Here is a 17,375-nt window from a genome sequence, read left to right on the forward strand (position 1 = left end):
GACGGTATTCCGTTCCGTCTCGATCATTGATTTCACTATCCGTATCAGTCATTACAACCTCCTTGTATTCGTGTACCAATGGAATCAGGAACACCGGACAAGCCTGGGAATTTCGGGGACCATAGAGAGATGAACCCCAATGAAGGCGCCATAAGTAAGCGCGAGAGGCACCCACACGGACAGAACACCTATCCTTGTTTCAAAGAATAATGCATGATACCTAGCCCATTTCTCATTAGGCCCACCCACAGGATCCGCATAAAAAGAAAATACAAAAAAATATACCGAATAATAGACAACCGGAAGCACCACCACGATGAGCAGCCTTCTGTGAAGACGCTCTTCGAGAAAATTTACGGCCATACCGAACATTGCGCCACGGCGATTGCAGCAGGCCACCAGCGCAGCAGTTGCGACCACCAAGAAGAAAAACACCACAAAGACGTACGGCATCTGTGCGCGAAGGCCGTAGGAGCTGTTCGTGAAACCACGTGCAGCGGGAACATGCTCCCATAACCAACCCGCCGGAGCGGCCAGCCAGAATGGCGGAGCACCCGGATCCATGTGATAAAGGATGTACACAAGAACCCCTTCTGCTAGCAGCGCGAGCGAACCCATGGCGATTAAGGCATTTCGCCAGCGTCGGGCCTCGGCCTCTGTTGGTCCCGGGTATTTCGACAGGATGTCGATGAGGGATTGGCGAAGACTCACGTACGCATCCCGAAGTACGAGCCGATCTGAAACGCGAGCGTGATTGCCTCAAAATCCGGTCGGGCCAACCGCGCGTTGGCAGCGCCCGGAAACTCGCCGGGATAGAGGATCAGCCAGGCCATGGCAACGGCCCGCGGGCAACTTGTTAAGCGAGTGCACCTAGCGAGGCGCAAGTACGACGGAAGCCATTCCAGCGGTGCACCGGTACGCATAGCGGGGCAACGCGCCGACGATATCGGAGCACAATGCGGCATTAACCGAAGGGGTGCTGCGGAGAGGACGCCGATCCGTGACGAATCCATGGCTTATCCCTTTCCATGTTTAGGGAATTAATTGTCGGTGCCGTCAGGCTGCCTGGTCAACAAGCATGTTGTGCGGGTGTTCTCGCTCCACTGGCCGCCCACCAGGTCCGCGGCGGCGCCGCGACTCCGAGCTGCCCGGCCGCGCGGCACGTCGGTTACGGGCCCGGTGCAGATCATGCACCTCGCCGTAACCCATCAGATCCGGCAGGACGGCGATGTCCTCCGGCACATCCAGGCGCTCGCGCGCCTCGGTCTGAGCAGTGTCCTGGATGAACCACACGTCCGTGGCCTCGCCCTCGCGGCCGTCCGCCCACTCGAACCGCCCGATCTGGCGGTGCTGGTTGCCGTGCTCGTCCACGTAGGTGGAGTCCGAGTAGCCCAGGTCAATGGAGCCGATGCCGACTTCGTCCAGGGTCAGCAGTTCACCGTCGTCGACCTCGCCGTTGCCGTTGGCGTCCTGCCACAGGCGCAGGTCGTCCCAGGCCTCGTCGCCCGGGTCGATGCGGCCGTTGCCGTTGGTGTCGTGGATGGCCAGCGCCTCGAAGCCGTTCATGGCGGTCACGCCTTCCTCGATCTCGCTGGCATCGCCGAACAGTTCGCTGCCGGTCTCGATCTCCTCGTTTCCGGTCAGGTCCATCGCCAGCAGCGCATCCTCGGGCCCCACCCAGCCGGTGGCTTGCGCAAACCCGTCGCCGTTGTGGTCGAACTGTACGCCGGCATCCAGACCGAGCGTGGAAATGCCGTTGCTGTCCAGGTCCAGGATGATCGGGGAGGCGTGGGACTCGCCGCGGTTGAAGTAGTCTCGTACATCGCCAATCAGGTCACCAACCCAGAAGTCCCAGGCGGAATCCAAAACCCCGGCCGGCCCTCCCAGCTCCTCTAGAACGTCCGTCGCTGAGGTTCGCAACTCTTCATACACTGAACCGCCATATTTATCTCCCAACCACGCGCCCGCAGCTGCAAACCCAGCGACCATCATTGCTTTCGGCAAAACGGGGAGACTCACAGCCGTCCCCAGCAAGGCCGCAGATTTAGCCCCTGCCAAGCTCAGAAGCACCGAACTTGTGTTCTTTGAGGCTTCTTCCCAATCCGCCTGCGCAACCGCACTAATCACTTGCCCAGCATCAATTACATTACCGGCCGGGCCCAGCACACCACTCACTCGCCCACTAATTTCAAGATGCGTGCTTCTCATCCACGCTTCGTCGGATTGATGAGCCCGCTGATCCGCCCACTCCCGCACCTGGTCACTTGCGGAATACCATACAGCAGCTCGCTGCATGTCACCCATCGCATCAGCCCTTTGAGCCAAAGCACGGGATTCATCCGAAATCCGGCGATATTCCCCTTCATAGTAATCTGCCAGTTTCGACAGGCGCTCTGACTCACTGAGTGTCGAGTCCGACGCTTCAGACAAGAATGCCGAAAATCCAGCCATGGATGCCGAGTCCAATGACTTCATGTAATCATCGACATCCCCAATAAACCCCTGAGCATTCTTTTTCTCTTCCATGAAGATTACTCCTTTAACAAACCAACAACGAAACGCACGACTCGATCAATATATAAAAAGATCACGAAACACGGAGAGACCTCATCCGCTAAAAAGCGACCTAAGACGAGCCCGACGAACGGCAGACCCCCAAAAAAAACAAATCCCGGATAGCAACGTATACCAAAGAAATAAAAACAGCAGAAGCATAGGTAACCACGACACTCCAGACGGAAAACCAAAACTCTGATGCATAAGAGAGCTTGGAAAGCCGGCCAAACAACCCTGAGAGCTCTGGTCCCGAGGGATAGACCCCGGAGAGAAGCAGGAAAGCCGCCGCCCCAAAAGCCGGGATCATTAACACGCCTTTCCAGACGAGGCCGGGGACTTTCCGCAGGTGCACCCTTAGTGACACCACTGTCCATACTACAAACGCGGGAACAAGGAGCAACTGGACCGAGTAAACCAGCTGTGCGACCTCCGGAAACTTGGACCAGAGACCAAACCTCTCCACTCCAGAAAAGTGCACCTCCATAAAGCCCACGAATTCACGAACAGATGGCATCGAGCTCAGTACATTCCGGGGTAGCAGATAGGACGCACTCAGGACCAGCGCGAAGTAACCCCCAAGGACCACTGTGGCCTCGAAGTCCTTGCTACCCGCCTGTTCATCACGCGCGATATCCGGAGGGCTCCCCTCCGGGGGGCTCCCCTTCGAGAGTCGGAAGCTCTTCATTTCTTGCTTGCCGTCAGGCGTATAAGGGTGCCTGGACACAAAGTGCCAGGCCATAAGAAGTGGCACGATGACATAGCCAAGGAGTATCAGACCAGGACTGGGTGGGTTGATAACACCCAGGCCAGCGGTCACTATCCCCACCCCCGTCAGCGCCGGGGGCGCTGCCAACACCAGGACCGCGTAAATCACTCGAGTGCGAAATGACGCCCGGCGGGGGTCCGAGAGGATCCCGACGGCCATCAGGATCACGATCACATACGGAATCAGGAGCGCCATCACGGGCTCCCCGGGCTTTGAGAGGAAATCGCCAGCCATGGCAAATCTACGGCCAGGTGACAACGCAACCGAAGCCAGCCCACCGACACACCGATGCGCCTGGCGGGGCAACGCGCCGACGATATCGGAGCACAATGCGGCATTAACCGAAGCGGTGCTGCAGAGAGGACGACGATCCGTGAGGAGTCCATGGTTTATCCCTTTCCATGTTTGAAGAATTCGTAATCGGGGCCGTCAGGCTGCCTGGTCAATAAGCATATTGTGCGGGTGTTCACACTCCACCGGACGTCTGCCAGGGCTAAGGGGGCGCAGCGCCTTCGGGTTGCTCGGTCGCCCGGTACGTCGCATGCGGGCCCGATGCAGGTCATGCACCTCGCCATAGCCCTTCAGGTCGGGCAGGGTGGCGATGTCTTCCGGTACGTCCAGGCGCTCGCGTGCCTCGGTGTGGGCGGTGTCCTGGATGAACCACACGTCCGTGGCCTCGCCTTCGCGGCCGTCGGCCCATTCGAACCGCCCGATCTGGCGGTGCTCGTTGCCGTGCTCGTCCACGTAGGTGGAGTTGGTGTAGCCAAGGTCGATCGAGCCGATCCCGACTTCGTCGAGGGTCAGCAGCTCACCGTCGTCGACCTCGCCGTTGCCGTTGGTGTCCTGCCACAGGCGCAGGTCATCCCAGGCCTCGTCGCCCGGGTCGATGCGGCCGTTGCCGTTGGTGTCGTGGATCGCCAGCGCCTCGAACCCGTTCATGGCGGTCACGCCTTCCTCGATCTCGCTGGCATTGCCGAACAGTTCGCTGCCGGTCTCGATCTCCTCGTTGCCCGTCAGATCCATCGCCAGCAGCGCATCCTCGGGCCCCACCCAGCCGGTGGCCTGCGCAAAGCCGTCGCCGTTGTGGTCGAACTGCACCCCGGCCTCCAGGCCCAGCGTGGAAATGCCGTTGCCGTCGAGGTCCAGGATGATGGGGGAGGCGTGGGACTCGCCGCGGTTGAAGAAGTCGCGCACGTCATCGATGAAGTCATCGGTCCAGTAGTCCCAGGCTGACTCCACTACACCCGCCGGGCCTCCCATTGCTTCGAAGAAGTCCGTGAGATCTTCCGTGGCACCGGTACCGAGCCGATCTGCCCATTCGAATATGTCGGCCGCCTGGTCCACCGCTTCGCCGCGAAATTCCACAAACCATTCACGGGCTTGCTCCTGATGTTGGTTCGCCCATTCCAGACCATCCGTTGCCAGGGCAACCAACTCATCCCCGGTTTTCGACAACCAATCCGCAGCCGACGTACCAAAATCATCCAGCCATTCGAACCCATCGGTCGTCACACCGACGAGCCCCTGATAGCCTTCACCATACCAGTCCACGACCTCTCCGGCCTGCTCCTTCAGATAAAGGCCAAGCGGTGTTCCCAGGGCAATACTCAGGCCCGCAGAGACCCGCTCATAGTGATCATGGGCCCAAAACCCGGCTGTCTGCGTGATTGGATTCCACGCCACAGAGTCCAGGAAAAAGGGATTCAAAGGTGGTGTCCCACTCGGGGTAAGAATGGAGGGAACCGCGTCTACCTCGGCAAGACGATCCACCGCCCACATACTACACTGCTCCCCATCCCCGTAGGCGACCAGCGAATACTCTGGTGGGTCATGCTTCTGAGCATGGATATTGTCCATCAGGTCATAATATTGGTCTTCCGAGAGCCAGATCGGCCCACTCCTACGAGTATAACTCTTCGCTTCATCTTCTTTCTTGACACGCCCCGGCCCCAACAAAACATTGGAGAAATCCGAGCCGTCCTCCGGGTGCAATCCCCACGCCTCCTCGGTTCCGTCCGCATGCCTGATTTGTAACCAGGTATGAAGCGTGTTGTGCTCAGTCTTTATACCTGTTCGAATCTCGACTTCGTACCCACTCATTGCTCACCTCCGATGTGAAACTCTAGCATTGGCTTAAATCTGGAAGGGAAAAGACCCAGGAATCTTGAATTCCTCCATTCCAGGTGATTCTCCTGGTAGACTACGATCCGGCACCCATCGACGGCCTCTCGCTCTGCGCGAAACTCAAGACACATCGCAATCAAATCGAGAAACGCTTGGTCGGGGATTTCTCGCCCGTTATATAGTCGAAGGGAAAAGAAGTTGTCGCGATATGCTCTAAAAATATAGGCATCCTCCTCTGCAGGTACGTCCCGCGCTTTCAAGCCACCATCCTCGTCGATGAACGATTCCGCCGCGTCCAGCCCATGCGAGCGGAGGATTGCGTTCGACTCAATGGACACATCCGCCCCAAATTCGGCCGGAAGGCGACCGGTACCCGCGGATACACTCTCCACCGTCCACAGGAACACAAAGAGCAGGGAGATGATCTTCAAGATACCGGAGGCAGCCGTACAGCCTGCGGACTTCAGCGGTAACGGGCTGAATGTCCGGACTTCGTCGACCGCAGGCCCGCTCATAATTCGCGACCGGAATCCGGCATCAGGAAGAAAACGATCAGAACCACCCATGGCGACAGGTACCATGCGAGCATCACCGGCCCCTGCGCCATCAACGCACCTTCGGGCCGCCCCTGAAAGATCAGGGCCGCGAGGAAAATGCCGACGTTGGGCACCAGAACAATCGGAAGCAGCGCAAGAACGATCCATTTGAACTTTCTCCATCTTCGAACCTGGCGGGAAAACGCAATGATCACGGCCGGCGCAAGAAGGATGACGGCCATAACGCCAATAAGGATCAGATACCCGTAGATCATGCGCGAGGCTTTCCATGTCCGGATTGACTGAAACCGCATGTGCGCATATCAAGCGGTACCAACATCTTTCGCATGCGTGGCGGCAGGTGCCGCCAGCGGGCACACATGCGCAAGTCCGAGGGGAGACCAGGTTCGGAACAATCAAGTGCGGGCGTCATACTCATTTCCTCCTTGAACGAAGACGGTCATTGGCTACGGGGAATCCTGCCCGCGAAATTGCATCACCAGCTCACCGAGCTCACGGTCAATCTCTCTCCAGTCGGGAAGGTATTCGAGGGCGAAGCGATACTCGAGCACGATGCCATGACTGAATGCGCTCTTTACCCTGCAGGAGGGGGAGGGCACATTCTCGGGATCCGAGCAATAGATAACGGATGCTTCGGATTCATCGCGGGGAAGGAAACGGACACCAGCGCCCCGCAGCCCGGGGTCGGGCGGACCCGGATGGGGATGGCGGCGAAGGAAATGCCACGCCAGGGCCAGCGGCACGACGACGAAAGCCAGCAGAACCACGGCGACGAACGCGGCTTCGCCATACCGTGACTCCACAAGCCTGGCCACGCCGGTCATCAGCGCCGGAGGCACAGCCAGCACCGCGGCGGCGTAGAAGACCCGGGTGCGAATCGAGGCCCGCCGGCGTTCCGAGAGGATGCCGACCGCCGCCAGGAAGGCGATCGCGTAGGGAATCAGCCAGCCCATGGGGAGCCCCCGGGCTCACGGCCGTGCGCACGCGAGGTTGCCGCTGGAGCCGGCGGGCGAATAGCACCGCGCGACGCCCCCTTCGCCGATGGAAAATCCAGTGAAGTCGGCGCGGACCAGCAAGGCGCTACCAGCTTCGGTGTTGAACCGGAGACTGCATCGTTCCGTGACGAGTCCATGGTCAATCCCTTTCCATGTTCAGGGGTTAAGCATCGTCGGCGTCAGTTTGTCCTGTCAACAGCGGGTCGTGGCGTATCGCGGAATCCGGTGATTGATCGCAGACCGGCACAAGCCGATACTGGAACCCATGGATACCGCAAGCTCAGGCACTCTGGAATCGAGCCTGCGCGATCAGTTCCTGATCGCCATGCCATCCCTCAACGACGGGCTGTTCAGCCACGCCGTGGCCTACATGTGCGAACACGACGCGGAGGGCGCGCTGGGGCTGGTGATCAACCAGCCAACGGAACTCACGCTGCGCGACCTGCTGCAGCATGTGGAGCTGGAGCCCGCTGACGATCTGCCGGAGCTGCCGGTGTTCCGCGGCGGGCCGGTACAGCCGGAGCACGGGTTCGTGCTGCATTCCTCGGAACAGCAGTGGCGCGCGACCCAGCCGCTGACCGACCAGGTCAGCCTGACCACGTCGCGTGACATCCTCGAGGCGATCAATGCCGGCAACGGGCCGGCGCGGGTGCTCATCACCCTCGGACATGCCGGCTGGGGGCCGGGGCAGCTGGAGAGCGAGCTGGGCGAAAACGCCTGGCTGACCGCCCCTTCGGATACGGGGATCCTGTTCGAGACGCCGCCGGCGGAGCGCTGGTCGCGCGCGGCCGAACTCATCGGCATCGACGTCAACCTGATCAGCTCCGCCTCCGGGCACGCCTGAGACGGTGGCCTTTCTGGCGTTCGACTACGGGCGCCGCCGCATCGGCGTGGCGGTGGGCGAGCCGCTGACCGGTTCGGCGCGCGGTCTGGTCACGCTGGCCGGCGGGTCGCCGCCGCCGTGGCCCCGCATCGACGCGCTGGTCACGGAATGGCGCCCGGAGGGGTTCGTGGTCGGCTGGCCCACCCAGGCGGACGGCCAGGCGACCCCGCTGGGCCCGGCCATCCGCGAATTCGGCGCGGCGCTCGAAGCGCGCTTCGGCAAGCCGGTATACTGGTCGGACGAGCGCCTGAGCTCGCACCTGGCCCGCGACCGCAGCCGGTCGGGCCGCAACGACCCGGGGCTGGATGCCCATGCCGCGGCCGTCATCCTCGAAGGCTGGTTTCTGGAGAATGCCCATGACGCCTGAAGTCCCCACCCTGCTCGACGACATGGCCGCGCGGACCCGCGAGCTCCTCGAAGCCCGAGGGATCGAGGCCCCGATCGTGGTCGGCATCCATTCCGGCGGTGTGTGGATCGCCGAACATCTGCGCGAGCGCCTGGGCATCCAGCGTCCGCTGGGCAAGCTGGACATCAGCTTCTACCGCGACGATTTCTCGCGCATCGGCATGCATCCGCAGGTGCGCCCCTCGGAACTCCCGGAGGACCTGGACGGCGAACACGTGCTGCTGGTGGATGATGTCCTGTACACCGGCCGCACCATCCGCGCCGCCCTGAATGAGCTCTTCGACTGGGGCCGCCCGGCCTCGGTCTCGCTGGTCGTCCTGGTCGATCGTGACGGCCGTGAACTGCCGGTCTGCGCCGCGGTGGCCGGGGCCCACATGGAGCTGGGCCTGGCCGAGCAGATCAAGCTGCGCGGTCCCGAACCGCTGAGCCTCGAGCGCGTGGCGGTGGAGCCCCCGGAGGGCGCTGACGGATGACGGAGCTGCCCGCCGCGCACACCAGCCGCCTGCCCCAGCCCGGTCCGCTCCCCAACCGCCTGCAGCTGACCGACGAGGGGCAGCTGCGGCACATGCTCACGATCGAGGGGCTGAATCGCACGCTGCTGACCGAGATCCTGGATACCGCCGAATCGTTCGCCAACATGAACGAGAAGGCGGTGAAGAAGGTCCCGCTGCTGCGCGGCAAGACCATCGTGAACCTGTTCTTCGAGGCCAGCACCCGTACGCGCACCACTTTCGAACTGGCCGCCAAGCGGCTGTCGGCCGACGTGCTCAACATCAATGTCAGCACCTCGTCGGCGGTCAAGGGCGAGAGTCTGCTGGACACCCTGCGCAACCTCGAGGCGATGAACGTGGACATGTTTGTGGTGCGCCACGAGGAGAGCGGGACCGCGCATTTCATCGCCCGGCATGCGGCACCGGGGATCAGCGTGCTCAACGCCGGCGACGGGCGCCACGCCCATCCCACCCAGGCCCTGCTGGACATGTTCACCATCCGGCGGCACAAGGGCGATTTCACCAAACTGAAGGTTGCGATCGTCGGCGACATCCTGCATTCGCGGGTGGCCCGCTCGCAGATCCACGCCCTCAACATCCTGCAGACCGGCGAGGTGCGGGTGGTCGCCCCGCGCTCCCTGCTGCCGGCGGATGTCGAGCAGCTGGGCGTGCATGTGCACCATGATCTGGACAGCGGGCTGCAGGACGTGGATGTGGTCATCATGCTGCGCCTGCAGCGCGAACGCATGGAGCACGCCCATCTGCCCTCCGAGCACGAGTATTTCCAGCGCTTCGGGCTCACTGCCCGGCGCCTGCAACTGGCCTCGCCCACCTGCCTGGTGATGCACCCCGGCCCCGCCAACCGCGGCGTGGAGATTGAATCCGCGGTCGCTGACGGCCCCCACTCGGTGATCCTGGAACAGGTGACCTACGGGATCTCGGTGCGCATGGCCGTGATGTCCATGGTGATGGGAGCCCACCAGTCATGAGCGTGGTGATCGAGAACGTCCGCATCCTCGACCCTGCGGACGGTTTTGATGCGGTGGGCGACCTGTGCGTCCAGGGCGAGGAGATCCTGGCCCGTGGCAGCATCCCGGAGGGCTTCGAGCCGCGCCGGCGCATCGACGGCAAGGGCCTGTGGGTGTTTCCCGGACTGGTCGATCTGGCCGCGCGCACCCGCGAACCGGGCGAGGAGCACAAGGCGACCATCGCCTCGGAGGCCCGCGCCGCGGCGCGCGGCGGTGTCACCACCCTGGTCATGCCGCCGGATACCCATCCGCCGGTGGACTCGCCGGCGGTGATCGAGCTGATCACCCGCCGCGCGCGCGAGGCCTGTGGCGTGCGGGTGTACGCCCTGGGCGCCCTGACCCACGGACTGGAAGGCCAGCAGCTGGCGGAGATGGCCGCGCTGATGCGCGCCGGTGCTCCGGGGGTCAGCAACGGGCAGCGCCCGCTCGCCAGCCTCCTGATCCTGCGCCGCGCGCTGGAATACGCCAGCACCTTCGATCTGACCACCGTGCTGTCGGCCCAGGATCCGGCCCTGACCGGCTCCGGCTGCGTGCACGAGGGCCCGGTGTCCACCCGCCTCGGACTCTCGGGCATCCCCGAGGCCGCGGAGACCGCCGCGCTCGGCGCGATCCTGGCGCTGGTGGAACAGACCGGGGCGCGGGTGCATGTCGCGCGGCTGTCCACGCGGCGGGGCGCGGAGATGATTGCCAAGGCGCGCAGCGACGGCCTCCCGGTCACCGCGGACGTGGCCGCTCACCAGCTGTTCCTCACCGAGGTTGACGTGGCCGAGTTCAATCCCGACTGCCACGTCATTCCGCCGCTGAGAAGCCAGCGCGACCGCGACGGGCTGCGTGCGGCCGTGGCCGACGGCAGCATTGCAGCCATCTGTTCCGACCACCAGCCGCACGAGGCCGACAGCAAGCTGGGGCCCTTCGCCGACACCCTTCCCGGCATCGCCGCGCTGGAAACCCTGCTGCCCCTGACCCTGCGCCTGGTCGAAGACGGACTGCTGAGTCTCGAACAGGCCCTGTCGCGGATCACGAACGGCCCCGCGGAAGTTCTGGGACTGGAACATGGCCGCCTGGCGCCCGGCTCGCGGGCGGATTTCGTGCTGTTCGACCCGGGTGCCCTCCATGACATCCGGCGGGAGCACTGGCTCAGCGCCGGGCACAACACCCCGTTTTTCGACTGGACGTTCGGCGGCGAGGTCCGCGAGACCTGGGTCGCCGGACGCCCCACCTGGAGCCGCCCCGGCGAGGACGACGCATGAATCCGCAGCACCCGCCGCATCGCGGCACCCTGTTCGAGGAGGCCGCGCGCATCCTGTCCCACGAGGATGCCGGAAGTGGTCAGTGGATCCTGCGGGTGGAGGCCCCGGAGTGTGCACGGCGCGCGCAGCCCGGGCAGTTCGCCCACATCCAGTGCTCGCCACGCCTGCCGATGCGGCGGCCGCTGTCGATCCAGCGGGTCGACCCCGATGCCGGCTGGGTGGAATTCCTGTACAAGACGGTGGGCGACGGCACCCGGGCGCTGGCGGAACAGCCGGTGGGCCGCAGCCTGCAGGTGCTGGGACCGATCGGCCGGCCGTTCACGCTGCCCCCGGAGCGGCCGCGGCGCCTGCTGCTGGGTGGCGGCGTCGGCATCCCGCCGATGATCTTCCTCGCCGACCGCCTGCGCCAGCAGGGCGAGGCGGGCACAACCCGTGCGATCCTGGGGTCCGAGGTCCCGTTCCCGTTCCGCCCGCGGCCATCGCAAGTGCTGTGGCCGGGGCTGCCGGACGGCGCCATCGGCACGCTGCCGCTGCTGGAAGACTGGGGGATCTCGTGTCGCCTCACCTCGAAGGCCGGAATTCCGGGGGCGTTCGACGGCTTCGTCACCGACCTCGCGCGCGCCTGGCTGGACGGACTGGACCCCGCCGAACGCAGGGAGGTGGAGATCTTTGCCTGCGGGCCGCACCCGATGCTGGAGGCCTGCGCGGAGCTGGCCGCGGAATTCGACCTGCCCTGCCAGGTGTCGCTGGAGGAATTCATGGCCTGCGCGGTGGGCGGCTGTGCCGGCTGCACCGTGCCGGTGCGCACCGGGGAAAGCGTGGCGATGAAACGCGTCTGCGTCGACGGCCCGGTGTTCGCGGCCGCCGACGTCTTCCCCGAACCGGCCCCGTAAGCTTCCTCCCCGGCTCGGATCGGGGCCGGAAAGGACACGGGGCCCGCGACAGACTATTCGGGCGGCTTGAGCTCTTCCTCGCCACCTTCCTCGGCGGCCCCCACGCCCCCGCCGAAGTTGAGCTTCCACTCGAGGTTGGCGCGCGAATCGGCCTTGCTCAGGGCCTCGTTCAGCATCACGTTGCCCGACTTGAAGAGCTTGACGATCGCCTGGTCGAAGGTCTGCATGCCGACCGAGGCCGACTTCGCCATGATCTCCTTGATTTCGCCGATCTCCTCCTTGTGAATCAGCTCGGAGATGTACGGCGTATTCACCAGCACCTCCAGTGCCGCCACCCGCGAGCCATCCTTCTTCTGTAGCAGGCGCTGGCCGATAATCGCGCGCAGGTTCAGGGACAGGTCCGACAGGATCTGCGAACGGTGATCCTCGGGGAACAGATTGATGATGCGGTCCAGTGCCTGCGAGGCATTGGTCGCATGCAGGGTGGACAGCACCAGGTGCCCGGTATCGGCGTAATTCAGGGCCGCCCGCATGGTCTCGCGATTGCGGATCTCCCCGACCATGATCACGTCCGGGGCCTCGCGCATGCCCTCCTGCAGGGCGTGTTCGTAACTGGGCGTGTCGATTCCGACCTCGCGCTGGCCGATGATCGCCCGCTTGTGCTGGAACAGGAATTCGATCGGATCCTCGACGGTCAGGATATGCCCGGTATCGATGGTCAGGCGATGGTCGATCATCGCCGCCAGCGTGGTCGACTTCCCGGTACCCGTCGAGCCGACCACCAGCACCAGGCCGTCGCGGTAGGTCATGAACTCCTTCAGCACCTCCGGCAGCCCCAGCTGGTCGATGGTGGGCACGGAGCTGCTGATAAAGCGGATGACCATCGCCACTTCGCCGCGCTGGCGATAGACGTTCACGCGGAAGCGGCCCAGCCCCTCGCGGGTGAGGCCGAAATTGACCGCGGTCTCTTCGTCGAAGATCCGCTCCTGATGGTCGTTCATCATCTCGCGGGCAATGCCCTCGGTCTGCCCCGGCGCCAGTGCCCGTCGCGCGATGGGCTGCAGTACGCCATCCACCTTGATCGACGCCGGCGCCCCGGTGAGGAAGAACAGGTCCGAGGCCGACTTCTGCGCCATCAGCTTGAGGTAGGGCTCGATCTGCAGCTGGCGCGGCCGGGCCTCGCCTTCGCCGGACTGGGCGCCCCCCGGCTGGTTGCTCTGTGCTTCAGCGGACACGGAAATCCTCCGGATCGTCTTCCACCGCAATGCCCTCGCCGGTGTCGGCCACCGCCGGGGCACCATCGCGCCGCGCGCGCTCGCTGTCGAGCTTGATGCGCAGGCGCAGGTCGTTCACCGAGTCGGCGTTGCGCAGGGCCTCGTCGTAACTGATCTCGCCGCTCTCGTAGAGATCGAACAGCGCCTGGTCGAAGGTCTGCATGCCCTGCTCGCGCGAGCGCGAGATCAGCTCCTTCATATCGTGCACCGCACCCTTGAGCATCAGATCCGCCATCAGGGGAGTGTTGATCAGGATCTCCACCGCCGGCACACGCCCCTGGTCATCCTCGCGGCGCACCAGGCGCTGCGAGACCACCGCCTTGAGGTTCAGCGAAAGGTCCATCAGCAGCTGCTCGCGCCGGTCCTCGGGGAAGAAGTTGATGATGCGGTCCAGCGCCTGGTTGGTGCTGTTGGCGTGCAGCGTGGACAGACACAGGTGACCGGTCTCGGCGAAGGCCACCGCGTAGTCCATGGTCTCGCGGTCGCGGATCTCGCCGATCAGGATCACGTCCGGGGCCTGACGCAGGGTGTTCTTCAGCGCGATCTGGTAGTCGTGGGTGTCCACACCGACCTCGCGCTGGGTCACGATGCTCTTGCCGTGCTGATGCACGAATTCGATCGGATCCTCGATGGTCACGATGTGATCCGACGATGACCGGTTGCGATGACCGATCATCGCCGCCAGCGAGGTCGACTTGCCCGAGCCCGTACCCCCGACAAAGATCACCAGGCCGCGCTTCTCCATGGTGATCTCTTCCAGCTGCGGCGGCATGCGGATGTCCTCGAAGCGCGGGATCTCCGAATTGATCACGCGCATCACCATGCCGCTGCTCCCGCGCTGGGTGAAGACGTTCACGCGGAAGCGCGCAATGCTCGCCAGGCCGACCGCGAAGTTGCACTCCTGATTGCGCTCGAATTCAGCCGACTGCTTGTCGTTCATCATCGCCCGCACCAGCGCCTGGGTGTGCGAGGGCGTGAGTTTCTGCTCGGTCAGCGGGACCACCTTCCCGTCAATCTTGGCGGCCGGCGGCATCCCCACGGTAATGAACAGGTCCGACCCGCCCCGGTCCACCAGGGCCTTCATCAGGTCGTGCATGTACTTGATCGCCTTGTCACGATCCATGGGCATCCTCCGATTGGCGTGGCCGCCCCGCCGGGCGACCACGGCGATGGCTCGGTTTTACAGGGCGTCGGGGTTCACGGCCTTGCGGCGGGCATCCTCACGGCTGACCAGCCCCTGGGCCAGCATGTCCTTCAGGCACTGGTCGAGGGTCTGCATGCCGGTTCCGGCGCTGGTCTGGATGGTGGAATACATCTGCGCGATCTTGTTCTCGCGGATCAGGTTCCGGATGGCCGGCGTCCCCAGCATGATCTCGTGACCCGCAACGCGCCCGCCGCCGATCTTTTTCATCAGGGTCTGCGAGATCACCGCACGCATGGATTCCGACAGCATCGCGCGCACCATGTCCTTTTCCGCAGCCGGGAAGACGTCGATGATGCGGTCGATGGTCTTGGGCGCCGAACTGGTGTGCAGCGTGCCGAACACCAGGTGCCCGGTCTCGGCCGCGGTCAGCGCCAGACGGATGGTCTCCAGGTCGCGCAGCTCGCCGACCAGGATGGTGTCGGGGTCCTCGCGCAGGGCCGAGCGCAGGGCCTCGGAGAAACCGTGGGTATCGCGGTGCACCTCGCGCTGGTTCATCAGCGACTTCTTCGACTCGTGCACGAATTCGATCGGGTCCTCGATGGTGAGGATGTGCCCGTAGTCGTTCTCGTTGCGGTGGTTGACCATCGCCGCCAGCGTGGTGGACTTACCCGAACCGGTGGGGCCGGTCACCAGCACCAGCCCGCGCGGGTAGTTGGCGATGTCCTCGAAGATCTTCGGCGTGGCCAGGTCTTCCAGGGTCAGGACCTTGGAGGGGATGGTCCGGAACACCGCCGCCGCGCCGCGGTCCTGATTGAAGGCGTTGACACGGAAGCGCGCCAGCCCCGAAACCTCGAACGAGAAGTCCGTCTCCAGGAACTCTTCGTAGTCCTTGCGCTGACGGTCGTTCATGATGTCGTAGATCAGGCCCTGCACTTCCTTGTGCTCCATCACCGGGACATTCACCCGGCGCATGTCGCCATCGATGCGCACCATCGGCGGCATGCCCGCGGAGATGTGCAGGTCCGAGGCCCCGTTCTTGACCGAAAACGCCAGCAGCTGCGTGATATCCATTCAATCCCCCGTTGTTCCGGGCCGCCGCGCGCTCCGTCCGTGGCGACCGTGGATGGCGCCGATAAAGACACCACTTCTGATCATGTCTTCAGGACTATATCATAGGCCAATGAGCACGCCAGAAGCCGCCCTCGAACGAGTTCACGCCCGCATCACGCAGGCCTGCCACCGTGCCGGCCGTCCGCGGGATTCCGTCCGCCTGCTGGCGGTCTCCAAGACCCGCGATGTCGCGGAAATCCGGGCCCTGCACCGCCTCGGCCAGACCGCTTTCGGGGAGAACTACGTGCAGGAGCTCATCGACAAGCACGACGCCCTGGAGGCACCCCCGGAACCGGCCGGGATCGAATGGCACTTCATCGGCCCGCTGCAGAGCAACAAGACCCGCGCGGTGGCCGAACGCGCCGCCTGGGTCCACACCCTGGAACGCGAGAAGATCGCGCGACGCCTGAGCGAGCAGCGTCCCGAACACCTCGGTCCACTGCAGGTCTGCATCCAGGTCAATGTCTCCGGCGAACCGCAGAAGGCCGGCGTGGAACCGGACGCCCTGCCGGCGCTGGCGGACGCGATCGCCGCCCTGCCGCACCTGCATCTGCGCGGCCTGATGACCCTGCCGGCGGCCGAAACCGACCCGGAACGCCAGCGCATCCCGTTCGCCCGCCTGCGCGAATTGCGCGACGACCTCTGCCGTCGCGGCCACGAACTCGATACCCTGTCCATGGGGATGTCGGGCGACCTCGAAGCCGCCATCCTTGAAGGTGCGTCGCTGGTGCGCATCGGTACCGACCTGTTCGGCCCGCGTCCCGCCTGAATCCACCCCTTCTGCACCGGAGTCCGCATGCCCCAGCATTCCCGCGAAGTCGCCTTCATCGGCGCCGGCAACATGGGCGAGGCCCTGATCCAGGGGCTGGTCGACAGCGGACGCGCCGCCGACCGCCTGGCCATCGCCGACACCCGCCCGGAACGCGTCGAAGCCCTGCAAGGCCGCTTCCCCGGCCTGGGCGCCGGCAGTCCGGAAGAACTCGCCGGCGACACCGGCATCCTGGTCCTGGCGGTCAAGCCGCAGACCCTGCCCGAGGTCGCACCGACGCTGCGCGACGCAGTGGCCAGCGGCGACCCGCTGGTGGTCTCCGTGGCCGCAGGGGTCACCACCGCCCGGCTGGGCGAATGGCTGGGGCCGCAGGCGCGCATCGTACGGGCCATGCCCAACACGCCCGCGCTGGTGGGCGCCGGTGTCACCGGCCTGTTCGCCGGGCCCGGCGTGGGCGAGGAAGACCGCCGGGCCGCAACGGCCCTGATGGAGGCCGTCGGCCGCGCCCTGTGGGTGGAAGACGAAGAACTGATGCACGCCGTGACCGCGACTTCCGGCAGCGGCCCCGCCTATGTCTTCCTGATCATCGAGGCCATGCAGGCCGCCGCCGAAGAACTGGGGCTGCCGGCGCAGACGGCGCGCGAACTGACGCTGGGCACCCTGGCCGGGGCCACCCGGCTGGCGGCCAACAGCCCCGAGGATGCCGCGGAGCTGCGCCGGCGCGTCACCTCGCCCGGGGGCACCACCGAACAGGCCCTGAACACACTCGAGCAGGGCGACCTGCGCGGCCTGCTGCGGCGCGCCATGCAGGCGGCGGCGGCACGCAGCGAGGAACTCGGCCGCGGCTAGGGAAACACTGATCAATGTACACGCTCGCGTTGGCACCCCGGGTTTTCCGAGACAAGGCGCGGTACGCAGCCGGTAGTGGTTCTACCGGCAAGGGCCGCAACGCAGGATCGGGGAACCCGGGGTGCCAACCCCCACAAGTTATTGAATGCAGGGGCTCGGCCGCTTTTGCGCGCGCACGGCGTTGCGGCTCCCTTGTGCAGAATGACTGCACGGCGGTCGCCGCGCCTTGTTCCCACGCAAAAGCGACTCGAGCGCGAGCGTGTACATTGATCAGTGTTTCC

Annotated in this window: 18 protein-coding genes and 1 pseudogene; 8 read left to right on the top strand and 11 right to left on the bottom strand. The window is 64.5% G+C overall.

Annotated features, from left to right (window positions below; translation table 11 throughout):
• Positions 1–84: 84 nt before the first annotated feature.
• The 8 genes and pseudogenes from D893_RS05885 to D893_RS05915 all read right to left on the bottom strand — a co-directional run bounded on the left by D893_RS05885 (position 85) and on the right by D893_RS05915 (position 6,956).
• The gene (locus tag D893_RS05885; protein WP_110619350.1) at positions 85–711 is read right to left on the bottom strand and encodes a hypothetical protein; all 627 of its coding nucleotides are present in this window, start codon (positions 709–711) and stop codon (positions 85–87) included.
• Entirely contained in the window at positions 708–833 is a 126-nt protein-coding gene (locus D893_RS14005) for a hypothetical protein (protein WP_279625498.1), read from the bottom strand. The genes D893_RS05885 and D893_RS14005 overlap by 4 nt, the downstream gene beginning before the upstream one ends.
• A gap of 340 nt (positions 834–1,173) precedes the next feature.
• Positions 1,174–1,866, bottom strand: a pseudogene (locus D893_RS05890) (calcium-binding protein); the annotation flags it as partial.
• 760 nt (positions 1,867–2,626) lie between these two features.
• The gene (locus D893_RS05895) at positions 2,627–3,517 is read right to left on the bottom strand and encodes a hypothetical protein (protein ID WP_110619351.1); all 891 of its coding nucleotides are present in this window, start codon (positions 3,515–3,517) and stop codon (positions 2,627–2,629) included.
• A 234-nt stretch (positions 3,518–3,751) separates the two neighbouring features.
• On the bottom strand, positions 3,752–5,422 hold the full coding sequence (locus tag D893_RS13910; protein ID WP_246863884.1) for a hypothetical protein: 1,671 nt from the start codon (positions 5,420–5,422) through the stop codon (positions 3,752–3,754).
• A complete protein-coding gene (locus D893_RS05905; protein WP_168409930.1) occupies positions 5,419–6,027 on the bottom strand; it encodes a hypothetical protein in 609 nt (202 codons plus the stop codon). Before D893_RS05905 ends, D893_RS13910 begins: the two co-directional genes overlap by 4 nt.
• Entirely contained in the window at positions 5,958–6,257 is a 300-nt protein-coding gene (locus tag D893_RS05910; protein WP_110619353.1) for a hypothetical protein, read from the bottom strand. The genes D893_RS05905 and D893_RS05910 overlap by 70 nt, the downstream gene beginning before the upstream one ends.
• Before the next feature lie 192 nt (positions 6,258–6,449).
• Positions 6,450–6,956, bottom strand: coding sequence for a hypothetical protein (locus tag D893_RS05915; RefSeq protein ID WP_110619354.1), 507 nt, complete (start codon positions 6,954–6,956; stop codon positions 6,450–6,452).
• Positions 6,957–7,263: 307 nt separating this feature from the next.
• Between D893_RS05915 and D893_RS05920 the strand changes: the two genes are divergently transcribed.
• The 6 genes from D893_RS05920 to D893_RS05945 are packed head-to-tail and all read left to right on the top strand — an operon-like array spanning position 7,264 to position 11,948.
• Positions 7,264–7,842, top strand: coding sequence for a YqgE/AlgH family protein (locus tag D893_RS05920; RefSeq protein WP_024329651.1), 579 nt, complete (start codon positions 7,264–7,266; stop codon positions 7,840–7,842).
• Positions 7,843–7,846: 4 nt separating this feature from the next.
• On the top strand, positions 7,847–8,248 hold the full coding sequence (gene ruvX / locus D893_RS05925; RefSeq protein ID WP_018869680.1) for a Holliday junction resolvase RuvX: 402 nt from the start codon (positions 7,847–7,849) through the stop codon (positions 8,246–8,248).
• Entirely contained in the window at positions 8,238–8,759 is a 522-nt protein-coding gene (gene pyrR, locus D893_RS05930; RefSeq protein WP_077244311.1) for a bifunctional pyr operon transcriptional regulator/uracil phosphoribosyltransferase PyrR, read from the top strand. Before ruvX ends, pyrR begins: the two co-directional genes overlap by 11 nt.
• Positions 8,756–9,766, top strand: coding sequence for an aspartate carbamoyltransferase catalytic subunit (locus tag D893_RS05935; protein ID WP_018869678.1), 1,011 nt, complete (start codon positions 8,756–8,758; stop codon positions 9,764–9,766). Before pyrR ends, D893_RS05935 begins: the two co-directional genes overlap by 4 nt.
• Positions 9,763–11,055 carry a dihydroorotase gene (locus tag D893_RS05940; RefSeq protein ID WP_018947575.1) on the top strand — a complete coding sequence of 431 codons (1,293 nt, stop codon included), beginning with the start codon at positions 9,763–9,765 and terminating at the stop codon, positions 11,053–11,055. The genes D893_RS05935 and D893_RS05940 overlap by 4 nt, the downstream gene beginning before the upstream one ends.
• Complete coding sequence (locus tag D893_RS05945) at positions 11,052–11,948, top strand: dihydroorotate dehydrogenase electron transfer subunit (protein ID WP_110619355.1); 897 nt, start codon at positions 11,052–11,054, stop codon at positions 11,946–11,948. The genes D893_RS05940 and D893_RS05945 overlap by 4 nt, the downstream gene beginning before the upstream one ends.
• 53 nt (positions 11,949–12,001) lie before the next feature.
• Here the strand turns inward: D893_RS05945 and D893_RS05950 are convergent, their stop codons facing one another.
• From D893_RS05950 to D893_RS05960, 3 genes are all read right to left on the bottom strand, one after another.
• Positions 12,002–13,111 carry a PilT/PilU family type 4a pilus ATPase gene (locus D893_RS05950; protein WP_281623683.1) on the bottom strand — a complete coding sequence of 370 codons (1,110 nt, stop codon included), beginning with the start codon at positions 13,109–13,111 and terminating at the stop codon, positions 12,002–12,004.
• Between the two features lie 61 nt (positions 13,112–13,172).
• A complete protein-coding gene (locus D893_RS05955; RefSeq protein ID WP_110619357.1) occupies positions 13,173–14,345 on the bottom strand; it encodes a PilT/PilU family type 4a pilus ATPase in 1,173 nt (390 codons plus the stop codon).
• A gap of 57 nt (positions 14,346–14,402) precedes the next feature.
• Complete coding sequence (locus D893_RS05960; RefSeq protein WP_018947579.1) at positions 14,403–15,437, bottom strand: type IV pilus twitching motility protein PilT; 1,035 nt, start codon at positions 15,435–15,437, stop codon at positions 14,403–14,405.
• A 109-nt stretch (positions 15,438–15,546) separates the two neighbouring features.
• Here D893_RS05960 and D893_RS05965 point away from each other — a divergent pair, with 109 nt between their 5' ends.
• On the top strand, positions 15,547–16,245 hold the full coding sequence (locus D893_RS05965) for a YggS family pyridoxal phosphate-dependent enzyme (protein ID WP_024329645.1): 699 nt from the start codon (positions 15,547–15,549) through the stop codon (positions 16,243–16,245).
• Between the two features lie 27 nt (positions 16,246–16,272).
• Positions 16,273–17,094 (top strand): pyrroline-5-carboxylate reductase, encoded by an 822-nt coding sequence (gene proC / locus D893_RS05970; protein WP_110619358.1) that lies wholly within the window; start codon positions 16,273–16,275, stop codon positions 17,092–17,094.
• The last annotated feature ends 281 nt before the right edge of the window (positions 17,095–17,375 follow it).

The sequence above is a fragment of the Thioalkalivibrio sp. ALE21 genome, assembly GCF_003208255.1.
GTDB lineage: Bacteria > Pseudomonadota > Gammaproteobacteria > Ectothiorhodospirales > Ectothiorhodospiraceae > Thioalkalivibrio > Thioalkalivibrio halophilus.

Excerpts from the sequence above, each read along its gene's own strand:
- D893_RS05910 (WP_110619353.1), bottom strand. The coding sequence starts at position 6,257 with ATGATCTACGGGTATCTGATCCTTATTGGCGTTATGGCCGTCATCCTT.
- D893_RS05935 (WP_018869678.1), top strand. The coding sequence starts at position 8,756 with ATGACGGAGCTGCCCGCCGCGCACACCAGCCGCCTGCCCCAGCCCGGT.
- D893_RS05915 (WP_110619354.1), bottom strand. The coding sequence starts at position 6,956 with ATGGGCTGGCTGATTCCCTACGCGATCGCCTTCCTGGCGGCGGTCGGC.
- proC (WP_110619358.1), top strand. The coding sequence starts at position 16,273 with ATGCCCCAGCATTCCCGCGAAGTCGCCTTCATCGGCGCCGGCAACATG.
- D893_RS05905 (WP_168409930.1), bottom strand. The coding sequence starts at position 6,027 with ATGGTACCTGTCGCCATGGGTGGTTCTGATCGTTTTCTTCCTGATGCC.
- D893_RS14005 (WP_279625498.1), bottom strand. The coding sequence starts at position 833 with ATGGCCTGGCTGATCCTCTATCCCGGCGAGTTTCCGGGCGCTGCCAAC.
- D893_RS05920 (WP_024329651.1), top strand. The coding sequence starts at position 7,264 with ATGGATACCGCAAGCTCAGGCACTCTGGAATCGAGCCTGCGCGATCAG.
- pyrR (WP_077244311.1), top strand. The coding sequence starts at position 8,238 with ATGACGCCTGAAGTCCCCACCCTGCTCGACGACATGGCCGCGCGGACC.
- D893_RS05965 (WP_024329645.1), top strand. The coding sequence starts at position 15,547 with ATGAGCACGCCAGAAGCCGCCCTCGAACGAGTTCACGCCCGCATCACG.
- D893_RS13910 (WP_246863884.1), bottom strand. The coding sequence starts at position 5,422 with ATGAGTGGGTACGAAGTCGAGATTCGAACAGGTATAAAGACTGAGCAC.
- D893_RS05940 (WP_018947575.1), top strand. The coding sequence starts at position 9,763 with ATGAGCGTGGTGATCGAGAACGTCCGCATCCTCGACCCTGCGGACGGT.
- D893_RS05960 (WP_018947579.1), bottom strand. The coding sequence starts at position 15,437 with ATGGATATCACGCAGCTGCTGGCGTTTTCGGTCAAGAACGGGGCCTCG.
- D893_RS05955 (WP_110619357.1), bottom strand. The coding sequence starts at position 14,345 with ATGGATCGTGACAAGGCGATCAAGTACATGCACGACCTGATGAAGGCC.
- D893_RS05895 (WP_110619351.1), bottom strand. The coding sequence starts at position 3,517 with ATGGCGCTCCTGATTCCGTATGTGATCGTGATCCTGATGGCCGTCGGG.
- D893_RS05945 (WP_110619355.1), top strand. The coding sequence starts at position 11,052 with ATGAATCCGCAGCACCCGCCGCATCGCGGCACCCTGTTCGAGGAGGCC.